This is a genomic window from Providencia sp. PROV188 (genome assembly GCF_027595165.1).
Taxonomy (GTDB): Bacteria; Pseudomonadota; Gammaproteobacteria; order Enterobacterales; family Enterobacteriaceae; genus Providencia; species Providencia lanzhouensis.
Window position 1 is genome coordinate 3,002,362 of record NZ_CP097291.1, and the last position, 23,069, is coordinate 3,025,430.

Below are 23,069 nucleotides of genomic sequence, written 5' to 3' on the forward strand. Positions count from 1 at the left end.
TTATCACTTCTAATAAAAAAAATGCTCTCCTCTTGGTTATTCCATCTACTATTATCTATATATATATATTGAAATAATTGTTTGAAAAATAAAAATAAAACCAATGATTATCGGTTAGTTTTATACCAACGTGGAGAAATTACATGATCCAAACCGTCATTGAGCATGTTTTATCCAGATTACAGTCTCTCGGCATTAATGATATTTTTGGTGTTGCAGGTGATTATGCCTTTCCTATTAATGATGCCGTCTGCGCCTCCCCAAATTTACGTTGGATAGGAAACTGTAATGAATTAAATGCCGCCTATGCTGCAGATGGCTATGCCCGTTTAAAAGGCGCCGCAGCGCTTGCCACTACTTTCGCAGTTGGAGAGCTCAGTGCATTAAATGGCATTGCAGGGGCTTATGCAGAAAGATTACCTATTTTTCATTTAGTCGGTATGCCTGCCAGCCATATCCAAGAAAATCAGGCTATTATGCACCACACTTTAGGCGATGGTGATTTCGAGGTATTTTACAAAGTCGCTCAATCCTTTTCGTGTGCTCACGCGATTTTGACACCAGAAAACTGTGTCAGTGAAATGACCCGTTTAATAACTCAAGCTTTTGCGCAAAGACGCCCAGTTTATATTGGCATTCCGGCTGATCAAGCAATAAAACGCATCGTTGTACAGAACATCAGACCGCTCACATTACCCAGTAGTCGTCCTGATAACTTAAAAAAAGTCATCAGTTTGATAGTCAATAAACTCAGCCACAGCGAATCTCCATGCGCCTTACTGGGTTCACTCATATCACGGTTTGATTTAGTCAAAGAAGCAGAAGCATTTATTAAAGTCACTCAATTACCTTATGCCACCATGTTTATGGATAAAGGCGTTTTAAATGAAACCTACTCACAATATATAGGCATGTACAGTGGGCATTTAATGAATCCTACCATTGCTGAGTTTATTGATAGCTGCGATTGTATTATAAATATTGGCGCAGTAATGAGTGATGTGAATACAGGGTTTTTCACCGCAGATCTTCACGCCAATAATATGATCCATATAATGGATAATTATGTGGTTATAGATTCAACGGTCTATTCTGATGTCTATATCTATGAGCTACTTTCTGAGCTAAAAGATATCCTGACATTTATTCCGAGTAACTCAATAAAAGTTCACGGCTTAGGCGAACCAACCAGCAATGATAACGGAAAAATAACTAGTCATTACTTATACCCGCGATTTGAAAAATTCATTAAGCAAAATGACATCGTGATAGCGGATACTGGGACATTTTCCATGGGGCTAGGCTTTGCACTTCTTCCTAAAGAAGTTTCTTTTCAAACTCAATCCCTATGGGCGTCGATTGGTTGGGCAACCCCTGCGGCACTAGGAGCAGCACTTGCCGCACCTCACCGGCGAGTGATCTTGGCTACCGGCGAAGGCTCCCATCAATTGACAGCGCAAGAAATTAGTTTATTTGCCCGCTGGGGGCTGAAACCACTGATTTTTGTTCTCAATAATGATGGTTATTTAATTGAGCGCCTTTTCTGCCATGAACCCGAGACCTATTACAACGATGTCCACCCCTGGAACTATGCCCAGCTTCCCGCTGCTCTTGGATGCAAAAATTGGTATTGCCAGAAAGTTACCACTTGCGATGAACTCAACCGAGTTCTCAATACACTCGAAAGAATAGATACTGCGGCTTATATTGAAATCATCACGGATAGATATGAAGCCTCAGATTTACTGCGAGCAATGGGAAAAATGATCAAGGCTGAGATACCAAAACATCTAAAATAATGACACTTAGCCCCCTAGGCTACGGAGGCTCACAATCATAAACGGAGAGATCCTCAGCGTCGCCTCCTGCGGATCCACCAAACTCCAACAATCACCAATACAATAATAGCTAGCCAAGAGAAATTCGGGTGAAATGGGAGCGCAAAGATAAGAGAGCTAACAAAGTAACCGATAGAAACAATCAAGCATCCCCAAATGGCGCCGCCAAGGATATTTAATGCAAAAAATCTGAGTGGATTTACCTTGCTGGCACCAATAATAATCGGTCCGACAGTTCTCATTCCATACGCAAAGCGGATCCCAATAATAATCCAATTTTCATGGCGTTGTATTAACTGCTGAACCCGTACAATCTTACTCTGATGTTTTTGAAATTTAGGTAATACCCGAGCACCAGCATAACGCCCGACAAAAAAAAGCACATTGTCACTGACGACACCACCAAGAGCGGCAAATAACATCGTCAAAGGATAAGAGAGTAATTGATTATGTGCGGCCACTCCCGATAGAAAAGCAGCCGTTTCCCCTTCGAGCATCGCGCCAAGAAATACGGCCCAATAGCCATATTCCATTAACCACTGAGTTAATACTTCAGACATAAGACCGAGATCCCTTCCTGAACAACTGATAATGGATATCTTTAGCTAAAATCTTAACACAGATAAAATTAAATTTTTGTTTGTATTCTTGGTCATTCAATAAGGTGGGAGCCTTACGGCTAAAACGAATGGCACATAAAAAAACTGCACTTAACGACAACTTAAGTGCAGGGGATCACGACGCATAAAATATAAATATAGACTATTTATTGTATAAGCTAGCATTGATTGAAATATCGTTACCTTCACCTTCAGAGTTCACTGAGGTAATAATAAAGTATTTTGCGCCCGCTTCATCCGCTTTTTGTGAAACCGCATTAACATAATCCGTTGTGGTCGCTGCATTCATTACGATATTAATATTGCCAACTAATTTCATTTCCATGGACTGAACATAATTAATCTCAGTTGCACTCATCGCAAATGGACTTAAAAACATCAAAGAAACCAATGCAATTTTTAATTTATTCATCAACATCACCTTTTATTAAAATAACTCCTTCATTTAATTACATTCTTTTTTAGAGAATGAAATTATGAGCATCGTTAAAAGAATATTAATTTCCTGATAATATAAGACTATATTTACCTATTAAAATAAAGAATGTAGCGATGAATATCAAATTTAATATCGTGTGAAACTTAGCATAAATTGCTTTTATTTATGCGATTTCTGACGTTTTAAATCAGTACTAAAAATATGTCCCAGTCTGATGCTAAAACGAATATAACGATGCCACTGACTTACCTAATTTTTTGGCCAGATCAGAAGAGGCATACCTATCCATGACTATCTCAATATAGGCTGCTGAATCCGCGACTTCCGCTTGTTTAATGACAGCATCTAACTCATCGCAAGTGGTGACTTTTTGACAATACCAATCAGTGCAACCTAATGCAGCTGGCAATTGTGCATAATTCCACTGCGGTAAGTCGTTATAGTATGCTTCAGGCTCTTTACATAATAATCGCTCAATTAAATAACCATCATTATTGAGTACAAAAACAATCGGCTTTAATCCAAAACGTGCAAACTGACTAATTTCTTGCGCTGTTAATTGGTGTGAACCTTCCCCCGTCACTAAGATCACGCGCTTATGGGGTGCTGCTATTGCTGCACCAAATGCCGCTGGCGTTGCCCAACCAATTGAACCCCATAATGTTTGGTTATGAAACTGAGCATCTTTAGGCAGTAAAGCAAAACCTAAACCCATTGATGCAGTTCCTGTTTCGGCCATCACAATATCCTGTTCCTTGAACATTTTCTCTAAACGCGGATACAGATATTGTGCGGTAATTTGACCATTATCGCCTTGTCGAGGCTCACCCAATCCTTGAGCTGCAATACCTTGATGTTTTAACGAAGGTGCTAATGTTTGCAATTTATCCAATACCTCTTTCATCATCACATTTGGGTAAACCGCAGAACCTACTTTCACCTGATCCGCTAAAATATTAATACGTTGCTCAGTAGAGATAGATGCCGTAAAACTGCCGGAGTTAAAGTCAGTTAATACCGCGCCAATGCCTAAAATACAGTCGCAACTTTCAACAAACTCCCCAACTTGAGCATTCATTAATTTGCCATTATAGATTCCCATATACGTCGGGTTAGATTCACTCACAATACTTTTATCCATAAACATCGTGGCATACGGCAGGCCTGTCTTATCAATAATTGCCTGCACATCATCCGAATACCCTAAGCGCGCCGTCAGAATCCCCGGAATAATACAGGCTTTTTGGCTGGCATTAAGTTTATCTAAAATGGCATTCACTGCTGCATTGAGTGACTGCGTATCACTTTTCTGTGGCTCAATTTTTTTATGTTTTCCATTGTCAATGACAGGCATCACTGCGTAATCAGATGGGAATCCCATATAGACAGGACGACGCTCTTTTAGGGCTGTTGCAATTAATCGCTCGGTTTCATCAATGCAATTTTCTGGCGTCAATATCGCATGGGCGCAGCTCAAATGTTGGCTCATTTGATAAAACACATCAAAATCACCGTTGCCTAAAGTGTGGTGAACAAGGCGATGATTTTTCTGGACGCCACTCGCAGGCATGCCCACTAGATGAAAGACGGGCAAATGCTCAGCATAAGACCCCGCAAGACCATTCAATGCGCTGAGTTCACCCACACCAAAGGTTGTCGAAAGTGCGGCAACACCTTTGATTCTTGCATAACCATCTGCGGCATAAGCGGCATTTAACTCATTACAATTACCAATCCAACGCAATGAGTCACTTTCACAAACCGCATCTTCAATAGGAAAAGCGTAGTCCCCCGCAACCCCAAAAATTTCGTTGATACCCAGCGCTTGCAAACGTTCAAGAACATATTCGATAACAGTTTTCATAATATCATTCCCAATAATAATTTATGCTGATTGTTCAGCCTTGTATTATTACTAGTCCTAATATTGCATTAGCGGAAATTATTTATAATCATTATTGCTATAACAAAATGTAATAGAGGTCACGATGGATATTCGAGGGTTACGCTATTTTGTCGAAGTGGTACAAGAAAATAACTTTAGCCGAGCGGCGGATAAATTATGCGTCACCCAGCCTGCAATCAGCCGCAGCATTCAAAAGTTAGAGCAAGAACTTGAAGTAACCTTACTGATCCGAGAAACCGATGGCGTCAAACTAACCGATGATGGTGAGATTTTATTCCGTCATGCGCAGCAAATTTTGGCGCAGTTCGACACTCTTAATAACGCACTAAAAGACAAATCGGGTCCACTCACTGGAGTTTTGAAAGTTGGTTTACCACCTGTAATCGCCTCAACCTATTTTGCCGATATCATCATGGCATTTAGTCAGAAATATCCTCAGGTTGAGTTGCAGATCATCGAATTAAGTTCAAACCATATGATGAATTCCATGCTCAAAGGAGATGTAGAAACGGCAGCGGTAATGTCACCATTTGATGAGCAACGATTTAATTTATACCGCTTTGCTACCGACCGATTGATGCTATTAGCGAGCGATAAACATCCATTAGCCACCCAAAATAGTGTTAAATTTGCAGAACTTCTGAATGAGCCTTTTATCTTTTTTCAAGATAGCTTCCGAATTAATGAATTAGTTGTGAGTGCTTGCGGGATCTATGGCAAAAAACCGATTATTGCAGGACGTAGTGGGCATTTAGATCTCGTGATGGCGATGGTGCGCGCAGGTGTCGGTATTACCTTACTCCCTGAAAGTATGTGGAAAAAGAACCATATTGAGGGGCTTTCCATTATTCCAATCACAGAGCCTATTCTTGCCTATGAGCTAGCACTGGCAACATTAAAAGAGTCCCATCAAAGCCGCCGAGCAATAGCATGGAATGAGTTAGCGTTAAAAATGCTGAATACACGCCCATAATTATGAACTATTACAATGGATTATAACTGACAGACACCGACTTGATAGATACCTTTAAGTTAGACAAGCTTGTTTTAGGAAGACATATTGAGAATAACGCGACATGTAGAAATTGAAAGAAAAATGCGAGATTTTATCGGTGCCGGTTAAATAACCGACACCAGAGAAATTAACACCAGCGTTCTGCCGCCCATTCGGCCTGCTGTTGCGCATCGTGGAATGTCCAGGCCACGAAGCGACTGATTTTTTGCCCTTGCGCCATTTCAATGGTGCGAACTTCGGCCGCACCCACTTGCTTCAACGCGTGATAAATCGAAGGCAAGGTCGCGCTTTTAGAAATCAACGAGGTGAACCACAGGCAGTTTTTCGCCAGGCTCACGCTCTCCTCTACCATTTTACGTACAAAGGCTTCTTCACCGCCTTCACACCATAGCTCTTTATTTTTTCCACCAAAGTTCTGTACTGGCGTGTCGGCCACCTCGCCTTTACCCAGCTTTTGCAGTTTGCGGCGGGTGCTGGCTTGCGCTTCCTGTTCAGAGCTATGGAACGGAGGATTACACATTGTGGCATCAAATTTCTCCGCCACGCCGATGATACCGTTCAAAATAAATTCGGGTTGTTTTTGCAAACGCAGACGCACGCTGTTTCTCAGCGTCGGATTCATCTCCACGATCATTTTGGCCGCATTGAGTGATGCTGGTTCAACCTCCGAACCGGTAAAACGCCAGCCGTATTCACGCAGACCAATGATCGGATAAATACAGTTGGCGCCAACACCCACATCAAGGATAGCCACGCCTTTACCGCGCGGGATCTCACCGCCGTTGCTGGTCGCCAGCAGGTCAGCCAGATGGTGTAAATAATCGGCACGCCCGGGGATCGGTGGACACAGATAACCGGCGGGAATGTCCCAATGTTCGATGCCATAAAAATGTTGCAGCAACGCACGGTTAAGCATTTTAACCGCCGTAGGGTCGGCAAAATCTACCGAGATGTCACCCCAAGCGTTCGGTTTGACGAACGGCTCCAGTGCCGGGCAACTGGCGATCAGTGCTGGGAAATCATAGCGCGAGCGATGACGGTTACGCGGGTGTAAGCCGCTTTTCTGCTGCGGGAAGGTTTTCTTTTTTTCCACCGTGACGGGCTCTCTTAAAGGTATTTCTGACGCGTACGATACCATATACCCTAGAGCTTTCAAGTTGCAGCTAACAGCTTGGATGAAACCATATTAAGCCTGCATTAAAAGAATCCCATCCAAGTCGTCGGGCTACGACATGGATCGAGTTAGCGTTGGAAATGTTGAATACACACTCATCATTATGAACCATAATAATGGGTTATAACATTCATCATGAGTTCAATTAAGTTTCGCCCACCTGTAATGCGATTAACATTTCTAGGGATGACAAGCCCACAGAAGAATCTTTTTTAAAGAGGAGGCTTTTCATAATAGCCTCTCAAATTTAAAGGAAAGTGAGTGCCATGAAGTTCTCATTTTATTAGAATTTAATTCAACATCCCGTTTTATACATTTAGTTAAAATTAATTCAATCGATTAATTAATTCATCAACGTATGAGAAGAAACCTTCGAAGTCTCAAAAAAAACACTTATTTGAAATTAAATTAATTTAATTTATTCCTCATGAAAAAATTTAAATACAATCTAGTTTAATTAATCGCAGCAATAAACACCTCATGTCAATTCAATTAAATATTTATTAACTTCAGAGTTGACATTCAATGTGAAAGTCACATATAACTAATATTCAATTAACACAAACCCCCATTTCAATCAACATACTGATATATATATGATCTTCATTAATAGAAATAATAAATTCCCTTTTGACTTTAGTTTTGATGTATCAAAAGTACAGATTAACATTGATTCTTTAATAAATATTTCCTTTGATAAACTAAATGCTTTGGTTGATTGTTTGAACCAATATGGATTTACCATTGTTGACTTTGGTGAAAATAAAATTCAACTAGACGAATTCCTACATCTTAAATTTTTTATTTGGTAATCCAAAATCACACCCTAGAGCAGATTCTAATGGCGTTGTTCCTATAAATTCATTTAATCCGTTAAAAGGGCATCTTGATTCTACAAATTCAGAACATCTGCTACACACAGATGGTTCTTTTTCATCATCTCCTGGGAATATTCTAGCTCTTCAATGTAATATCGCATCTAAAGTTGGCGGCTTATCGATTATTGCTAGTGCGCAGGCTGCTTACATACATATAAAAGAAAAATTTCCAGATACATATCATTTGGTTCATTCTAAAGATGCGATTGAAATTAAAAGAAATTCACAAAAAACATTAGCACCGATTTATGATCTACATAACGGTAGATCTAAAATTAGATTCCGATTTCCAGATGGTGCAGCAGAGATAACACCAAGCGAGGAAGTGGCTCCTATATATAAAGAGTTATGTGAATTTTTTAAAAATAATAATAATGTAGTGACATTCCAGCTTCATAACAATCAAATGTTAATTGCTGACAATGGTTCTATTGTCCACGGAAGAACTAAATATCCAGAATCTGAATTAAGGGACCTAAGAAGGCTTAATTTGGATGGTAATGGAATATTGAATGGAAAAGTTCAATACGGAATAAAATTAGATTAAATAATAAGAGATGAATTATGGAAAATATTATAAAAATAGTTATTACCGGATCAGCTGGTAAAATCGGGTCAAGTATTGCATTTAGAATAGCTGCAGGGGAATTATATGGCTCGGAACAAAAAATAGATTTGCATCTTTTAGAAACATCAAAAGGAATGGAAGCCTTAAAGGGCATTGTAATTGAATTAGAAGATTCAGCCTTTCCATTACTAAATAAAATCGTGGCGACGGATGTAAATGATATTGCATTTGCTGATGCAGATATAGCACTCTTAATAGGCTCGACCCCTAGAACAAAAGGAATGGAAAGAGGAGACTTACTTGAAGAAAATGCAGCCATCTTTAGGGAGCAAGGAAAATCTATAAATAAGTACTCGTTTAGCAAGAATAAAATTGAAGAGTCAATTCAAGAGCTGCAATCAGAAAGTTTTCGAGTATCAAATTATTTATAAAGATAAGGTAAAATCAAATGAAATATTCAGTAAAAACCATATTAATGAGAGGAGGTGTTGCTAGAGGTGCTTTTTTTAATGAAAGCGATTTACCTCAAGACACTGAAGAAAGAAATTCATTTTTTCTATCAGCTTTTTCCTCTCCATTAGACTGCCAAAATGATGGAATAGGAGGAGGTAGCCTTACATCGAATAGGATTGCCATTATAAAAAAATCAAATAATAATGCAGATATTGATTTTACTTTTGCACAAGTGCTACCCAATGAAAATAAAGTTGATTACTCATCAAATTGTGGAAATATGTTAGCTGCTGCAGGGCCATATGCAATAGAGGCTAAAATCATAGTTCCAAAAATAAATAATGATAAAATTAAATTAAAGATTTACAATAAAAATACAGGTTCATCTGTTAATTCAACATTCTGCATTGAGAATGGAACAGTTAAATATGCCGGCGATACTTTATTAGATGGTATTCAACGTAAATATTCACCTATAGAATTAGACTTTGGAAATGCTATTGGATTAGCTACCGGAAAGGTATTCCCAACAGGTTCAAAAATAGACACAATCTGCGGGATAGATACTACATGCATTGATGCCGCAATGCCGATTATTATAATACGCTCAATAGATTTAGGCCTTACTGGCCTAGAATCAAAGCAAGAAATAGATGATAACATAGATTTAAAAAGCAAACTTTTGAAAATACGCCTTCAAGCAGGGATATTAATGGGATTTGATAACGTCAAAGATATGGCTATACCAAAAATTTGTATTTTTACACATCCAAGCGATGGTGGTACCGTTGCTGCCAGATATATTGATCCTATATTCTGTCATCCACAGTTTGGAATCACAGCAGGACTAGCTTTGGCTACTGCTGCTAAAATACCAGGAACTAATATAAATGAATATCTTAAACCAGATAATAATATTGAGAAATTTATAATAGAACACCCAAGTGGTACCCTGCCATTAACACTAAATATAAAAATTGATAATGATGCTATATTTCTAAATAAAGCAGCAAACATCACAACAGCAAAGAAGATATTTAATGGTATTTTATATGCTGAATAGTATTTCATCAGTATTACCACCAGAACTTAGCATTTGGATTATATTCTCTATCATTTTAGTTATTGCGTTATCTTCATTCATTCATGGATTAATAGGTGTTGGGTTCCCTTTAATATCCACCCCTTTAATCGCTGCTTTTACTGATATAAAAACTGCTGTAATTATAACTATAGTGCCAAATATAATTTTGAATTTGATAATTATTTTCCGAAAGAGTGATTGGAGGAAAACAATAAATAAATTCATCTTCATTGCGACTTGTGTTACCGCTGGCACTATGTTGGGCAGTAAAATTTTGATTCATTCAAGTGAAATATTTTTAAAAGGGATACTTGTTTTCATGTTGATAATGGCAGTGTTGACAACCAATAAAAAATTTTTTCAATTAAAGCAATATAACTTATCAGGTAAACTTTCACAGTTTCTATTTGGATTTACCGCTGGAATAATGGGTGGGGCAGTAAATATATCCGTTCCTTTTTTAACAATATACTTTACTAATACCGAGTACTCTCCAGCTGTAATGTCTCAAGCATTTAATGTGTGCTTTATATTTAGTAAGATCAGCCAAGCATTTATCCTTGGAATCGATGGAAATTTTGGGTTGTTAGAGATACTGATTGGTATATTCTTAAGCTTGGTAGCAATAAAATCACAAAAACCAGGACTAAAATTACAGGATCGTATTAGCAAAGAGGTTTATAAAAAATATTTAAATATTTTTACTATTTTAATAACACTCTTTGTCTCCATTGATTTTATATATTCAGTCGTTAATCTGTGAACTAGATTTTTGCATTAGCATTATGAAATGAGTTTTTAATCTTCATGGTCCTAGCCCTTTATAAGGGGCCAGGGCCATGCCACTAAAATAGAAAAGTGACTTCTTTAGTACTGTGTAACCTGTAATAGAGAGGAATTTATCATGGAATATTCATAGCCAAAGTCTATGTAAGCTGCATATTTTGTTGTCCTCCCCCACCACTCAATAACATTTTGAGGTAAATTCCCCGTTATTAGCAGTACAAGTTTTCCCTTAACTGGGCTACTATGAGGGTCGCAAACGCCCTTTCAACTTTCCGCGAATTCCCCCTAACAACAAGATAAAATAGCGTTTACGCCGAAAGTCAAAAGCCCATAAATACATCAAATATTCAACAAGTTAAAAACATGACAGAAAACCAAAGTTTCGAATCCCATACGCCGATGATGCAGCAGTACTTAAAACTCAAAGCACAACATCCCGATATTTTGCTGTTTTATCGTATGGGGGATTTTTACGAACTGTTCTTTGATGATGCTAAAAAAGCCTCTCAGTTACTGGATATCTCTCTCACCAAGCGTGGTCAATCTGCAGGTCAACCTATCCCGATGGCGGGCGTTCCTCACCATGCAGCCGAAAACTATTTAGCGCGATTGGTACAGATGGGAGAATCTGTCGCCATTTGTGAGCAAATTGGTGATCCTGCCACCAGCAAAGGTCCTGTTGAGCGTCAAGTGGTGCGCATTGTGACACCGGGTACCATCACCGATGAAGCCTTACTTAATGAACGCCAAGACAACTTACTGGCAGCGGTATGGCAAGAGTCCCAAGGGTATGGCTTTGCGACCTTAGATATCGCATCGGGTCGTTTTATCATCAGTGAAATTGATGATGAAGAGTCATTAAAAGCCGAGCTTCAGCGTACCCGTCCAGCGGAATTACTTTATCCTGAAGATTTCGCTAGCATGTCATTGATTGAACTTAATAAAGGCTTACGCCGTCGCCCATTATGGGAATATGAATTAGACACTGCAAAACAGCAATTAAACCTGCAATTTGGTACCAAAGACTTAATCGGATTTGGCGTCGAAAATGCGCATAAAGCCTTACGGGCTGCGGGTTGTTTGCTGCAATATGTGAAAGATACTCAGCGAACTGCACTGCCGCACATTCGTAGCATTATCATGGAAAAACAACAAGATAATGTGATTTTAGATGCCGCAACTCGCCGAAATTTAGAGCTAACCCAAAACCTTGCGGGGGGAACCGAAAATACCCTTGCCGCGATTTTGGACAAGTGTGTCACCCCAATGGGGAGCCGTATGCTAAAACGCTGGCTTCATACCCCATTGCGTAACCTCACTGTGTTGAATAACCGCCAGCAAGCCATTGGCGCACTGCAACAATACGACTTTGAGTTACAGCCGTTCCTTCGCCAAATTGGTGATTTAGAACGTGTACTCGCTCGCCTCGCATTACGCTCAGCGCGTCCTCGTGACTTAACGCGTATGCGCCATGCATTCCAGCAATATCATGATATTCACCAAATTCTGGCGCAATCCGATTGCGACTACCTCGGTGCGTTAACGCAACGTATTGGTCAATTCGATGAGCTTCAAAGCTTGCTCGAAAAAGCAATTGTTGATGCCCCTCCGGTTTTAGTTCGTGATGGCGGTGTCATTGCCCCAGGTTACAACGGCGAACTCGATGAATGGCGAGCGCTGGCAGACGGTGCAACAGATTACCTCGACCGTTTAGAAATTCGTGAGCGTGAAAAACTGGGTATCGATACCCTAAAAGTGGGCTATAACGCGGTACACGGTTACTACATTCAAGTAAGTCGTGGACAAAGCCACCTCACGCCAATTCATTATGTTCGTCGCCAAACGCTGAAAAACGCGGAGCGCTACATTATCCCTGAATTGAAAGAGTATGAAGATAAAGTCCTGACATCAAAAGGCAAAGCGCTAGCTATCGAAAAAGCCTTGTATGATGAACTGTTTGATATGCTGCTGCCACATTTAGCCGCGTTACAAACCAGTGCCGAAGCGCTGGCTGAATTGGATGTTCTATCCACCCTCGCGGAGCGTGCAGACACCCTTGGATATGCCTGTCCTCAATTAACAGATAAACCTGGCATTCAAATTACTGAAGGTCGTCATCCGGTTGTCGAGCAAGTGCTTAGTGAGCCTTTTATTTCTAACCCGCTATCCCTTTCTCCCCAACGCCGCTTACTGATCATTACTGGTCCCAATATGGGCGGTAAAAGTACCTATATGCGCCAGACTGCACTGATCACCTTACTGGCCTATATCGGCAGTTTTGTGCCAGCCAGTAAAGCCGTCATTGGGCCAATTGACCGTATTTTCACACGCGTCGGAGCCTCTGATGACCTCGCATCTGGGCGTTCAACCTTTATGGTAGAGATGACCGAAACGGCGAATATTCTGCACAATGCCACTGAACACAGCTTAGTATTGATGGATGAAATTGGTCGCGGTACATCTACCTATGATGGGCTTTCTTTAGCGTGGGCATGTGCTGAAAACTTAGTTAATCGCATCAAAGCAATGACCTTATTTGCAACTCACTATTTTGAATTAACCACCTTACCGGAAAAGCTGGAAGGTGCGGTCAATATTCACCTCGATGCGATTGAACACGGTGATACCATCGCCTTTATGCATAATGTGCAAGACGGCGCGGCAAGCAAGAGTTACGGTTTAGCCGTTGCTTCACTGGCTGGCGTCCCAAAAGAGGTGATCAAACGCGCGAAGCAAAAACTCAAAGAGCTGGAAGTTATCTCCAATAATGCCAATGCGAGTCATGTAGATAGTGCTCAGCTGAGCTTCTTAGGGAGTGTGGAAGAGGAACCATCTCCAGTATTAGCCGCTTTAGAGGAAATCGACCCTGACAAGCTAACGCCACGCCAAGCCCTTGATTGGCTATATCGTTTAAAGGAAATGGATAAGTAGCATGGATGAGTACGCTGAATTATTAGCGCCAATTAAGCAATTTTTGCAGTGTGAAACTCCCGATGCGTGGATCCACAAAGCCAGTCAGCCTGAAAATTTACCGACGATTTTGAAGGATCATCTGCTGTGTGAATTAAAAGCGGCGCAAAGTGCCATGTTTTTAATTCGCAAATATGCAGTGGATAAAGAAAGTGCGGCGATTTTATTAGAGTGGTTCAAACCCTATGAAGCCTTTGCATATGATCGCATTGGTGATGTTCACACATTGAAGAATAAGAACCAAATTTCAAAACAGATCCTAGCAAAAAAACAGTCTCCGTATAGCCAAGATTTGATTGATAAAATGGTGTTGTTAATCAAAGAGGAATTGCACCATTTTTACCAAGTGCTAGAAATTATGCATCAGCGAGACATTGCGTATGATGGCATCACCGCAGGGCGTTACGCAAAAGGGTTATTCAACCATTTAGATCCTCATGATCCGAAAACCTTGGTGGATAAGCTTATTATTGGAGCTTACATTGAAGCGCGCTCTTGCGAGCGGTTTGCCAAATTAGCGCCACACTTGGATGAGCAGCTTGCCAATTTTTATACCTCATTACTACGTTCAGAAGCGCGCCATTATCAGGATTACCTACAACTTGCCCAGTTGATTAGTAAAACAGATATTACTGAGCGTGTACGTTTTTATGGAGAAGTTGAAGCGCAGTTGATTTCAACGCCAGATGATGATTTTAAATTCCATAGCGGCGTACCGATTGATTAACTCCACCGACTAAAAAGAAAAGCCTCTGTTATCAATGACAACAGAGGCTTCATGTGTTTTAACACGGCAGATTACATATTGAATAACGCTTCCAGCGTTAAATCTTCGCCTTGTAAAATATCTTTTAGACGTCTTAAACCTTCAACCTGAATTTGACGAACTCTTTCACGAGTGAGCCCAATTTCGCGCCCAACCTCTTCCAGAGTTTCCGCTTCATATCCCAACAAACCAAAACGACGCGCTAAGACTTCACGTTGCTTAGGATTGAGTTCATATAACCACTTAACGATATTCTCTTTTAAGTTGTTATCTTGGATAGTGTTTTCAGGCCCTGAATCATTATCATCCGATAATACTTCCAGCAATGACTTCTCAGAATCCCCTGCGATAGGCGTATCAACCGATGTAATGCGCTCATTTAAACGTAGCATTCGGCTGACATCTTCAACAGGTTTATCTAATTGTTCAGCTATCTCTTCAGGACTTGGCTCGTGATCGAGCTTTTGAGCAAGTTCACGGGCTGTACGAAGGTAAATATTGAGTTCTTTGACGATATGAATCGGTAGACGGATTGTTCGGGTTTGATTCATGATGGCACGTTCAATCGTTTGACGGATCCACCAAGTCGCATATGTTGAAAAACGGAAGCCTTTTTCAGGATCAAACTTTTCAACTGCACGAATCAACCCAAGATTTCCTTCTTCGATCAGATCGAGCAAGGCAAGACCTCGGTTGTTATAACGGCGAGATATTTTTACCACTAAGCGAAGGTTGCTTTCTATCATGCGCTGACGCGATGCCACATCCCCCCGAAGGGCTCTGCGGGCATAGAAAACTTCTTCCTCTGCGGTGAGGAGTGGAGAGAATCCAATTTCACTGAGATAAATTTGGGTTGCATCCAAAACACGTTGACTCGCGCTTTGGAGTAACTCCGTGTCTTCATCCAGTTCTGAAACTAGATCCTCTTCTTTGAATTGACTCTCATCAAATGCTTCATCCATCGCATTTTCATCGAGGTCATTATACAACTCGTTAACTTTCAGCGAACTTTGGCTCATCAGTGACTCCGACCCAAGATAATGAGGACGGAATGTGTCACTCCGCCCAGTTTATCGCTGCGGTAAATAACGCAACGGGTTTACTGATTTTCCCTTATAACGAATTTCAAAATGCAAACGAACAGAACTTGTTCCGGTGCTACCCATAGTGGCTATCTTCTGACCTTCAGCAACATCCTGTTGGTCACGCACAAGTAACGTATCGTTATGTGCGTAGGCACTTAAGTAGTCATCGTTATGTTTTATTATTATGAGATTTCCATATCCGCGCAGTGCATTGCCAGCATAGACGACTTTACCAGGAGCAGCTGCAATAACAGATTGACCGCGAGAACCAGCAATATCAACACCTTTGTTTCCACCTTGCGCATCAGAGAAGCCTTCAATCATCTTCCCATCAGCAGGCCAACGCCATTTAATTGACGAATTGTTGGTGCTACTTCCTGTTGTTGCTGTTGCAGTCGTAGTGGTTGGGCTCGCTGTTGTCGTTGAAACCGTTGAGGCTGGTTTCTTGTTATTCGGCAACATCTTACCTGAATTCTGCCCGCTACTATTTTCAGGATACCCATTAGTTGGTTGAATATCAACCGGGCGCTGTTGACTATTTGACGCCGTTTGTGTGATCGAGCTCACATTTGTATTACCAATATTTATCACCTGACCTACATCCAAGCTGTATGGTTCAGAAATATTGTTTTTCGATGCTAACTCACGGAAATCATTACCCGTTATATAGGCGATATAAAACAGAGTATCGCCGCGCTGAACGGTGTAGGTGTTGCCGTTATAACTGCCTTTAGAAATGCGGCCGTAGTCTCGATTATAAACAATACGTCCATCGCTGCTGGTTGAAACAGGTCTAGAGGTATTATTTCCCATCGAACTATTAGACGACAAATTAGGTCTGTCTGAAGGCATCGCCGTACTCATTCCAGTATTGGACGGAGGATTAGGCACCGTTCTTGGTGCAGATTGTTGGCTAGATGAACCTCCATCATTCACACTCGAAATCGGTGCTGCGGGATGATAAGGCGTTGAGCATCCTGCTAATAAAGCACCGCTAAATGAAAAGATAACCGCCCATCGAATTCTGTTTATTGGGCTAACAATTTTCATATTTCTTCTCCCGTGAAGAAAAATCTGACCTGATACTAAAGGGTTAGAATGCAATTAATGCTTATTGAATATTAGTATCTTAAAATATTTCGCTTATTAAAGCAGAAATATAAAATAATGGACAAGTTAAATGTATCAAAAGTATAACAAATTGAGATTATCACTTAACAGTTTGAGCGAAATAACCCATTAATTCCAAATAACTTAAAGGGCTATTAGCTCAAATCACCGGCAACAAGAGGGACAAAACGTACTTTTTCAATCACATTGGTGTGATAGTCATTACCGCGACGGGTAATTAATTTCAGAGCCTGATCTTTGTCACCGACAGGGAGCACTAGGCGCCCTCCATCTTTTAACTGCTTAAGTAACAATGACGGAATTTCGCTAGGTGCGGCAGTGACAATGATCCCATCAAAAGGACCTTTTGATTGCCAGCCTTCCCAGCCATCACCGTGGCGAGTAGAAATATTGTGTAAATCTAACAACTTGAAGCGACGTTTTGCCGTCCACTGCAAGCTTTTGACTCTTTCGACTGAATACACATGCTCACAAAGATGAGCCAAAACCGCCGTCTGATACCCAGATCCCGTGCCAATTTCCAGCACATGGTCCGTCGGTTTAACCGCCAATAAGGCGGTCATTTTTGCCACAATATACGGCTGTGAAATGGTCTGCCCATGACCAATTGGTAATGGGATATTATCGTAGGCTTGATGAGAGAGCGCTTCGTCAACAAACCGTTCGCGAGGAACTAGCGCGAGCGCGTCTAATAGGCGCTCATCGTGAATTCCCTGTTGGCGCAACTGTGCCAGCAGTTCTTTCATGAGCCCGATTTTCATTTTGCCTTCACTCCTGACTTATCTAGCCACTCTTCTAATACTGACTGAGTTTTATAAGACGTTAAATCCACTTGCAATGGCGTTATTGAAACATAGCCATTTTGTACGGCTTCAAAATCCGTGCCCGGACCTGCATCACGAATTTCCCCAACCGGTCCTAACCAATAAAGCATATTACCGCGAGGATCTTCCAAATTATAAACTTCAGATGCCGCATGACGGCTGCCACAGCGGGTAACTTTAATCCCTTTTAACTCATCATAAGGAATATCTGGCACATTGATATTCAAGATATTTCCCGCACGTAATGGATTTTTTTGCAGCATAGTGAGGATATCGCACGTTACCTTGGCCGCCGTTTCATAATGCACATCGCCATCCAATGAAACCGCAATAGAAGGCAAACCTAAGTGACGCCCTTCTGTCGCCGCTGCAACGGTACCAGAATAAATCACATCGTCCCCAAGATTTGGACCACAGTTAATTCCAGAGACCACAATATCAGGGCGAGGACGCACAACTTTATTCACCCCAATATACACGCAATCCGTCGGTGTACCTTCTTGAACAGCAAGGTCACCATTACTTAATGTTTGGATTTTTAATGGTCTATCCAACGTTAGTGCGTTTGAAGCACCACTACGGTTGCGATCGGGTGCAATCACCTGCACATGATAATGTTGGCGTAATGCCGCCGCCAAAGTTTGAATCCCCGGCGCAGTCACCCCATCATCGTTACTCAATAATATATTCAGCATCCACACAATCCTGATTAATAATTTCGCGTACTACACTCGTGGCAAAACTGCCTGAATTTAGGAAAAAACACAGCTTCACGGTTGACGAGTCTAGCCACTGCCATTGCAGATTTTGCGGCTTAACCAGTACAGCCCGTCTCGCTGGAGACACTCGCTCACTTTTCATTAGTGCCATAAATGGCTGATAATCTTGTAGACAGTGAGTCTCGAAAGCAAGGGCATCATCTTGGGTGCCTAAATCACCATCCCCAGGAAGCGGCGCTGTCACACTTAGCTCAGCAGATTGTAAACGAACTTGCAGAGAGTCTAACTCTTCTGCTGTCGCCACAAACCAGCTACCACGCCCGGTTAATTGCAGTGCATCCCCTAACATTGCGTGTTGCTGTGTCTGATTTGCAATTCGCGCACTGGCGATATCATTAAACATAGCACTTCGCGCGGCAGAGAGATAAAAACTGCGTTTATTTCGTTCACGTACTGTAATTTCTTGATTTGCCCAGCGGCGAGCTTGAACCAAGTTTTGCCCATCCCGACCAAAACGTTGTTCGCCAAAATAGTTCGGAACACCTAAATCAGCCACTTTTTGTAGGCGTTGTTCTACATCATCGGTGTCCGTAATATCCCGCAATGTCACTTCGAATTGATTCCCTTTTAGGGAACCAATACGTAATTTGCGTTTCTGACGAGTGACCGCTAATACACGGCACCCTTCAAGCTGCCAAGCAGAAAAATCGGGCGTGTCTTTACCCGGCATTTGCAGACAGAACCACTGCTCTGTCACCGCATGTCTATCTTTTAATCCCGCGTAACTGACTGCTCTGGCTGAGATTTTAGCAAATTTTGCCAGTTGCTCCGCAACAAATAATGTATTGCAGCCTGTTTTTTCGACGCGAACCATAACGTGCTCGCCTTCGCCATCAAGCTCAAAACCTAAATCTTCTTTCACCACGAAATCTTCAGGAATACTTTTTAGTGTCCCTGAAGAGAGGGGTTTACCATGCAGGTACTGAACATTCATAACTTTCATTACTATTATCTTTGATAAGTAAAACCACAGCGGCGCAAGCAATCCCTTCTTTTCGCCCCACAAAACCCAATTGTTCTGTGGTGGTTGCTTTCACATTGACGTCGTCCATGTGGCATTCGAGATCTTCGGCAATATTCACGCGCATTTGTGGGATATGCGGCAACATTTTGGGCGCTTGTGCCATGATAGTGACGTCGATATTGCCAATCAAATAACCTTTTTTACGTACTTGGCAAAAGGCTTCTCTGAGTAATACTCGGCTATCTGCGCCTTTATATGCCGGGTCAGTATCTGGGAATAATTTTCCGATATCCCCGAGTGCCGCAGCACCTAAAATGGCGTCTGTCAGCGCGTGTAAAACCACATCACCATCCGAATGTGCGATAAGACCTTGTTCGTAAGGAATGCGAACGCCACCAATAACGATAGGGCCTTCACCACCAAACTTATGCACATCAAAACCGTGTCCGATTCTCATTTTTTTTCCTTATGATTTCATTCTTGAAAGATAAAATTCCGCTAGCGCCAAGTCCTCTGGTCGCGTCACCTTAAGGTTATCAGCTCGCCCTGATACTAATATCGGTTGATAACCGCAATGCTCAAGTGCGGAAGCCTCATCCGTGATTACTGCATTTTCTTTCAATGCTTTATCTAAACAGTCACGTAGTAATACTAATGGGAAAAACTGCGGTGTTAAGGCATGCCAGAGCGCTTCTCGCTCAACAGTATGGGAAATACTTTGCGTTCCCTCCACGCCCCGTTTCATCGTATCCCGAACCGGAGCCGCCAGTATCCCCCCACAACAATCATTCTGAGTGGCTAACTGAACGATAGTATTTAAATCATCTAAATGCAGACACGGACGTGCCGCATCATGCACCAATACCCAAGCATCATCATACTCAGGTTGCGAAACCAGATAGTTTAATCCTGATAATACTGAATTTGCACGCTCTTTCCCCCCGATAACCGTGACAACGCGAGGATCTTTGGCAATATCGAGGTGATGGAAATAATCATCTTCAGCGCTTAATGCAACCACGATTTTTTGTACGTCTCCACTGCGCAATAAGGCATCAATGGTGTGTTCAATAATGGTTTTCCCTGCGATCGACAAATATTGCTTTGGGCAATCTGCATTCATACGACTGCCCACTCCGGCAGCGGGGATCAACGCAACAATCGGTGCTGCGCTGGATGTTCTTGGATTTATCATGATTCGAATCTTACATCAGAAATTATCAGGCTCTTGGGTGTGGTCGACCCTACACGATGATTATTGAGATGACGGTGGATTATTACGCTCTTTGACCATTCGATAGAATGATTCCCCAGGTTTTAACATACCTAGCTCGCTACGTGCGCGTTCTTCAATTGCATCCTGACCATCATTCAAGTCATTGATTTCTGCAAATAGCTGCTCATTACGCTGTTTTAAACGCGTATTCACAATTTCCTGCGCAGCAACATCATCCTTGACTTTGACATAGTCATGGATGCCATTTTTGCCTAACCATAAGGAATATTGTAACCAAGCTAATATCGCAATTAATAGTAGCGTTAATTTACCCATCTTGCCCCCTGAAATGATTTGCTAATCATCCCATAACTAAGCGCATGACGCTACTGCGATGCAAATATTGTCTAAAAAAGTCAGAATTGTTCGCGCTAGAAGAGATTAAATATCACCCAATTCCCTATAAATGTAGAAAAGGATGATATTTATGTAAAATCAATTTGCTATAGAAATGATATTTCGCTGTTGCAGCAGTTGAATCACCTGCGCTAAAGAATCATGAATAGGACGCAGGCCATCAAGGTGAAGTTCTGGATTTTGTGGTGGTTGATAAGGCGAATCAATCCCCGTGAAATGAGATATTTTCCCTGCTCGCGCTTGCTGATATAACCCTTTGGGATCTCGCTTTTCACAAACTTCAATGGGCGTATCCACATACAACTCATAGAACTGATCAGGTTCAAACAATTCGCGAACTCGCTGTCTATCTTCTTGATAGGGAGAAATAAACGCCGTCGCCACAATCAGCCCCGCATCCACCATTAACTTTGCAACTTCGCCAATTCGTCGAATATTTTCCTGCCGATCCCCATCACCAAATCCAAGGTCACGACATAATCCATGGCGAACATTATCTCCATCTAGAAGATAGGTTTTGATCCCCAAATTCGCCAATTGTGTCTCTATCGCCCCCGCCAACGTGGACTTTCCTGATCCCGATAAGCCCGTCAACCACAGCACTGCGCCTTTGTGACCATTGTGCTGCTCTCGCCATTGCCGAGTCACATTATGGGAATGCCAAACAATATTCTCCGACCGACCATTTTCCAATGTATCCATAACGTTACTTCCCACCTAACACATCGCGGGCACCCCAATGAGGGAAGTGGCGGCGGATCAGTTGGTTAAGCTCAATTTCGAATTGGCTAAATTCACCACGGTGTACCGTTTCTTCTGGCTGCGCTTCTCGAACTAGCCCTGCCCCCACCGTCACGTTTGTTAGCCTATCAATCAAAATCATCCCACCGGTATCCCCATTATTTTGGTAATTTTCCAGTAGTAACGGTTCATCGAATGAAAACTCCACCAAACCGATGCCGTTCAACGGCAGTTCAGTGGCCACTTTCTGAGTTAAGTTATTCACATCCACTTGATACTGAATGTTTTCAACTTTGCCTCGGCTTCGCTTGCCTGCCACTTTAATATCCACTTGTTGACCTTGCACCAGCGGCTGTTCTGACATCCACACCACATCCACTAATGCATGCTGACTCGCAAGCAGCTCCTCATTTTCAGCGACAATTAAATCGCCGCGACTGATATCAATCTCATCGTTTAGTACTATCGTAATCGCCTCACCCGCAATGGCTGAAGTCGGGTTACCGGAAAATGTCACAATCTCTTTGATGGTTGAAACGCTTCCTGAAGGCAGCACTTTCACTCTTTGCCCTACCTGTACAACCCCCGATGACACGGTGCCACTGTAGCCACGAAAATCTAAGTTTGGACGATTCACATATTGCACAGGAAAACGCAATGGCTGGTCAGCGGCCGTCTGAGTGACTTGCACCGTTTCCAGTAACGACAATAACGTTTCCCCTTGATACCATGGCAAATTCTCGCTTGGCGATACGATGTTGTCCCCATCCAGTGCAGAGATTGGCACAAACCAGACGTTTAAATCTACCGGAAGTTGCTGCGCAAATTGCTGGTAATCTTGCTGAATTTTATCAAACACGGACTGACAATAATCCACCAGATCCATCTTATTCACCGCGACGATCAAATGGCGGATCCCCAAGAGCGTACTAATAAAACTGTGGCGTCGCGTTTGCTCTTGAATGCCTTTTCGAGCATCGATCAACAGAATAGAGAGTGAGCACGTTGATGCGCCTGTCGCCATATTGCGGGTATATTGTTCATGTCCGGGGGTATCCGCGATGATAAACTTGCGTTTTTCCGTCGAAAAATAGCGATATGCCACATCGATGGTGATCCCCTGTTCGCGTTCAGCCGCTAATCCATCCACCAGCAATGCCAGATCCAATTTCTCGCCTTGAGTCCCTATCCGCTTACTGTCGCTTTGTAAAACTGACAATTGATCTTGGTAGATTTGTTGAGTGTCATGCAGCAAGCGTCCAATCAAGGTACTTTTCCCATCATCCACATTGCCACAGGTAAGAAATCGCAATAATCCCTTATGTTGCTGAGCCAGCAAGTAAGCTTCTACGCCACCTTGCTGTTGAATTTGATGCGCCATTGCGTCGTTATACGCTAATTCAGCCATGATGTTG

The 23,069-nt window shown here is 41.9% G+C and carries 22 protein-coding genes; 8 read left to right on the forward strand and 14 right to left on the reverse strand.

What is annotated here, in order from left to right:
- The first annotated feature begins 143 nt into the window (after positions 1–143).
- Positions 144–1,799 (forward strand): alpha-keto acid decarboxylase family protein, encoded by a 1,656-nt coding sequence (locus tag M5X66_RS13760; RefSeq protein ID WP_036955708.1) that lies wholly within the window; start codon positions 144–146, stop codon positions 1,797–1,799.
- A 53-nt stretch (positions 1,800–1,852) separates the two neighbouring features.
- Here the strand turns inward: M5X66_RS13760 and M5X66_RS13765 are convergent, their stop codons facing one another.
- The 3 genes from M5X66_RS13765 to M5X66_RS13775 all read right to left on the reverse strand — a co-directional run bounded on the left by M5X66_RS13765 (position 1,853) and on the right by M5X66_RS13775 (position 4,761).
- Positions 1,853–2,398: a DedA family protein gene (locus M5X66_RS13765; protein WP_154637000.1), complete on the reverse strand. Its 546-nt coding sequence runs from the start codon at positions 2,396–2,398 to the stop codon at positions 1,853–1,855.
- Between the two features lie 202 nt (positions 2,399–2,600).
- Positions 2,601–2,870 (reverse strand): DUF1471 domain-containing protein, encoded by a 270-nt coding sequence (locus tag M5X66_RS13770; RefSeq protein ID WP_108478370.1) that lies wholly within the window; start codon positions 2,868–2,870, stop codon positions 2,601–2,603.
- Between the two features lie 244 nt (positions 2,871–3,114).
- Positions 3,115–4,761 carry an alpha-keto acid decarboxylase family protein gene (locus M5X66_RS13775; RefSeq protein ID WP_154634267.1) on the reverse strand — a complete coding sequence of 549 codons (1,647 nt, stop codon included), beginning with the start codon at positions 4,759–4,761 and terminating at the stop codon, positions 3,115–3,117.
- 124 nt (positions 4,762–4,885) lie between these two features.
- Between M5X66_RS13775 and M5X66_RS13780 the strand changes: the two genes are divergently transcribed.
- Positions 4,886–5,776, forward strand: a complete 891-nt coding sequence (locus tag M5X66_RS13780) for a LysR family transcriptional regulator (RefSeq protein ID WP_154636998.1) — start codon at positions 4,886–4,888, stop codon at positions 5,774–5,776.
- Positions 5,777–5,945: 169 nt separating this feature from the next.
- Here the strand turns inward: M5X66_RS13780 and rlmF are convergent, their stop codons facing one another.
- A complete protein-coding gene (rlmF, locus tag M5X66_RS13785) occupies positions 5,946–6,911 on the reverse strand; it encodes a 23S rRNA (adenine(1618)-N(6))-methyltransferase RlmF (protein WP_270103659.1) in 966 nt (321 codons plus the stop codon).
- A 936-nt stretch (positions 6,912–7,847) separates the two neighbouring features.
- On the opposite strand from rlmF, the gene M5X66_RS13790 reads away from it, so the two are divergent.
- From M5X66_RS13790 to miaE, 6 genes are all read left to right on the forward strand, one after another.
- Positions 7,848–8,417 carry a TauD/TfdA family dioxygenase gene (locus M5X66_RS13790; RefSeq protein WP_270104032.1) on the forward strand — a complete coding sequence of 190 codons (570 nt, stop codon included), beginning with the start codon at positions 7,848–7,850 and terminating at the stop codon, positions 8,415–8,417.
- A 17-nt stretch (positions 8,418–8,434) separates the two neighbouring features.
- Entirely contained in the window at positions 8,435–8,869 is a 435-nt protein-coding gene (locus M5X66_RS13795; protein ID WP_154634264.1) for a lactate/malate family dehydrogenase, read from the forward strand.
- Positions 8,870–8,886: 17 nt separating this feature from the next.
- On the forward strand, positions 8,887–9,954 hold the full coding sequence (locus M5X66_RS13800; protein ID WP_154634263.1) for a PrpF domain-containing protein: 1,068 nt from the start codon (positions 8,887–8,889) through the stop codon (positions 9,952–9,954).
- A complete protein-coding gene (locus M5X66_RS13805; RefSeq protein ID WP_195848345.1) occupies positions 9,944–10,738 on the forward strand; it encodes a sulfite exporter TauE/SafE family protein in 795 nt (264 codons plus the stop codon). Before M5X66_RS13800 ends, M5X66_RS13805 begins: the two co-directional genes overlap by 11 nt.
- A gap of 386 nt (positions 10,739–11,124) precedes the next feature.
- Positions 11,125–13,692, forward strand: coding sequence for a DNA mismatch repair protein MutS (mutS, locus tag M5X66_RS13810; RefSeq protein ID WP_154610008.1), 2,568 nt, complete (start codon positions 11,125–11,127; stop codon positions 13,690–13,692).
- Position 13,693: 1 nt separating this feature from the next.
- Positions 13,694–14,458 carry a tRNA isopentenyl-2-thiomethyl-A-37 hydroxylase MiaE gene (gene miaE / locus M5X66_RS13815; RefSeq protein ID WP_036955737.1) on the forward strand — a complete coding sequence of 255 codons (765 nt, stop codon included), beginning with the start codon at positions 13,694–13,696 and terminating at the stop codon, positions 14,456–14,458.
- 71 nt (positions 14,459–14,529) lie between these two features.
- Here the strand turns inward: miaE and rpoS are convergent, their stop codons facing one another.
- The 10 genes from rpoS to cysN form a co-directional block, all read right to left on the reverse strand.
- Positions 14,530–15,516: an RNA polymerase sigma factor RpoS gene (gene rpoS, locus M5X66_RS13820; protein WP_108478377.1), complete on the reverse strand. Its 987-nt coding sequence runs from the start codon at positions 15,514–15,516 to the stop codon at positions 14,530–14,532.
- 51 nt (positions 15,517–15,567) lie between these two features.
- A complete protein-coding gene (gene nlpD, locus M5X66_RS13825) occupies positions 15,568–16,632 on the reverse strand; it encodes a murein hydrolase activator NlpD (protein ID WP_108478378.1) in 1,065 nt (354 codons plus the stop codon).
- Positions 16,633–16,847: 215 nt separating this feature from the next.
- A complete protein-coding gene (locus tag M5X66_RS13830; RefSeq protein WP_036955749.1) occupies positions 16,848–17,474 on the reverse strand; it encodes a protein-L-isoaspartate(D-aspartate) O-methyltransferase in 627 nt (208 codons plus the stop codon).
- On the reverse strand, positions 17,471–18,232 hold the full coding sequence (surE, locus tag M5X66_RS13835; RefSeq protein ID WP_036955752.1) for a 5'/3'-nucleotidase SurE: 762 nt from the start codon (positions 18,230–18,232) through the stop codon (positions 17,471–17,473). Before surE ends, M5X66_RS13830 begins: the two co-directional genes overlap by 4 nt.
- Positions 18,210–19,259: a tRNA pseudouridine(13) synthase TruD gene (gene truD, locus M5X66_RS13840; protein ID WP_036955755.1), complete on the reverse strand. Its 1,050-nt coding sequence runs from the start codon at positions 19,257–19,259 to the stop codon at positions 18,210–18,212. Before truD ends, surE begins: the two co-directional genes overlap by 23 nt.
- On the reverse strand, positions 19,225–19,737 hold the full coding sequence (gene ispF, locus M5X66_RS13845; protein WP_108478380.1) for a 2-C-methyl-D-erythritol 2,4-cyclodiphosphate synthase: 513 nt from the start codon (positions 19,735–19,737) through the stop codon (positions 19,225–19,227). Before ispF ends, truD begins: the two co-directional genes overlap by 35 nt.
- Positions 19,738–19,746: 9 nt before the next feature.
- On the reverse strand, positions 19,747–20,475 hold the full coding sequence (gene ispD, locus M5X66_RS13850) for a 2-C-methyl-D-erythritol 4-phosphate cytidylyltransferase (RefSeq protein WP_036955761.1): 729 nt from the start codon (positions 20,473–20,475) through the stop codon (positions 19,747–19,749).
- Positions 20,476–20,535: 60 nt separating this feature from the next.
- The gene (ftsB, locus tag M5X66_RS13855) at positions 20,536–20,832 is read right to left on the reverse strand and encodes a cell division protein FtsB (protein WP_036955764.1); all 297 of its coding nucleotides are present in this window, start codon (positions 20,830–20,832) and stop codon (positions 20,536–20,538) included.
- Between the two features lie 159 nt (positions 20,833–20,991).
- Positions 20,992–21,615, reverse strand: coding sequence for an adenylyl-sulfate kinase (cysC, locus tag M5X66_RS13860; RefSeq protein WP_108478381.1), 624 nt, complete (start codon positions 21,613–21,615; stop codon positions 20,992–20,994).
- A 4-nt stretch (positions 21,616–21,619) separates the two neighbouring features.
- Positions 21,620–23,062 (reverse strand): sulfate adenylyltransferase subunit CysN, encoded by a 1,443-nt coding sequence (gene cysN, locus M5X66_RS13865; protein ID WP_270103660.1) that lies wholly within the window; start codon positions 23,060–23,062, stop codon positions 21,620–21,622.
- Positions 23,063–23,069: the final 7 nt, after the last annotated feature.

What these genes read in the sequence shown, in the direction of transcription:
- M5X66_RS13760 (WP_036955708.1), top strand. Translation starts at nt 144, where the DNA reads ATGATCCAAACCGTCATTGAGCATGTTTTATCCAGATTACAGTCTCTC.
- M5X66_RS13765 (WP_154637000.1), bottom strand. Translation starts at nt 2,398, where the DNA reads ATGTCTGAAGTATTAACTCAGTGGTTAATGGAATATGGCTATTGGGCC.
- M5X66_RS13770 (WP_108478370.1), bottom strand. Translation starts at nt 2,870, where the DNA reads ATGAATAAATTAAAAATTGCATTGGTTTCTTTGATGTTTTTAAGTCCA.
- M5X66_RS13775 (WP_154634267.1), bottom strand. Translation starts at nt 4,761, where the DNA reads ATGAAAACTGTTATCGAATATGTTCTTGAACGTTTGCAAGCGCTGGGT.
- M5X66_RS13780 (WP_154636998.1), top strand. Translation starts at nt 4,886, where the DNA reads ATGGATATTCGAGGGTTACGCTATTTTGTCGAAGTGGTACAAGAAAAT.
- M5X66_RS13795 (WP_154634264.1), top strand. Translation starts at nt 8,435, where the DNA reads ATGGAAAATATTATAAAAATAGTTATTACCGGATCAGCTGGTAAAATC.
- M5X66_RS13800 (WP_154634263.1), top strand. Translation starts at nt 8,887, where the DNA reads ATGAAATATTCAGTAAAAACCATATTAATGAGAGGAGGTGTTGCTAGA.
- M5X66_RS13805 (WP_195848345.1), top strand. Translation starts at nt 9,944, where the DNA reads ATGCTGAATAGTATTTCATCAGTATTACCACCAGAACTTAGCATTTGG.
- mutS (WP_154610008.1), top strand. Translation starts at nt 11,125, where the DNA reads ATGACAGAAAACCAAAGTTTCGAATCCCATACGCCGATGATGCAGCAG.
- miaE (WP_036955737.1), top strand. Translation starts at nt 13,694, where the DNA reads ATGGATGAGTACGCTGAATTATTAGCGCCAATTAAGCAATTTTTGCAG.
- rpoS (WP_108478377.1), bottom strand. Translation starts at nt 15,516, where the DNA reads ATGAGCCAAAGTTCGCTGAAAGTTAACGAGTTGTATAATGACCTCGAT.
- nlpD (WP_108478378.1), bottom strand. Translation starts at nt 16,632, where the DNA reads ATGAAAATTGTTAGCCCAATAAACAGAATTCGATGGGCGGTTATCTTT.
- M5X66_RS13830 (WP_036955749.1), bottom strand. Translation starts at nt 17,474, where the DNA reads ATGAAAATCGGGCTCATGAAAGAACTGCTGGCACAGTTGCGCCAACAG.
- surE (WP_036955752.1), bottom strand. Translation starts at nt 18,232, where the DNA reads ATGCTGAATATATTATTGAGTAACGATGATGGGGTGACTGCGCCGGGG.
- truD (WP_036955755.1), bottom strand. Translation starts at nt 19,259, where the DNA reads ATGAAAGTTATGAATGTTCAGTACCTGCATGGTAAACCCCTCTCTTCA.
- ispF (WP_108478380.1), bottom strand. Translation starts at nt 19,737, where the DNA reads ATGAGAATCGGACACGGTTTTGATGTGCATAAGTTTGGTGGTGAAGGC.
- ispD (WP_036955761.1), bottom strand. Translation starts at nt 20,475, where the DNA reads ATGATAAATCCAAGAACATCCAGCGCAGCACCGATTGTTGCGTTGATC.
- ftsB (WP_036955764.1), bottom strand. Translation starts at nt 20,832, where the DNA reads ATGGGTAAATTAACGCTACTATTAATTGCGATATTAGCTTGGTTACAA.
- cysC (WP_108478381.1), bottom strand. Translation starts at nt 21,615, where the DNA reads ATGGATACATTGGAAAATGGTCGGTCGGAGAATATTGTTTGGCATTCC.
- cysN (WP_270103660.1), bottom strand. Translation starts at nt 23,062, where the DNA reads ATGGCTGAATTAGCGTATAACGACGCAATGGCGCATCAAATTCAACAG.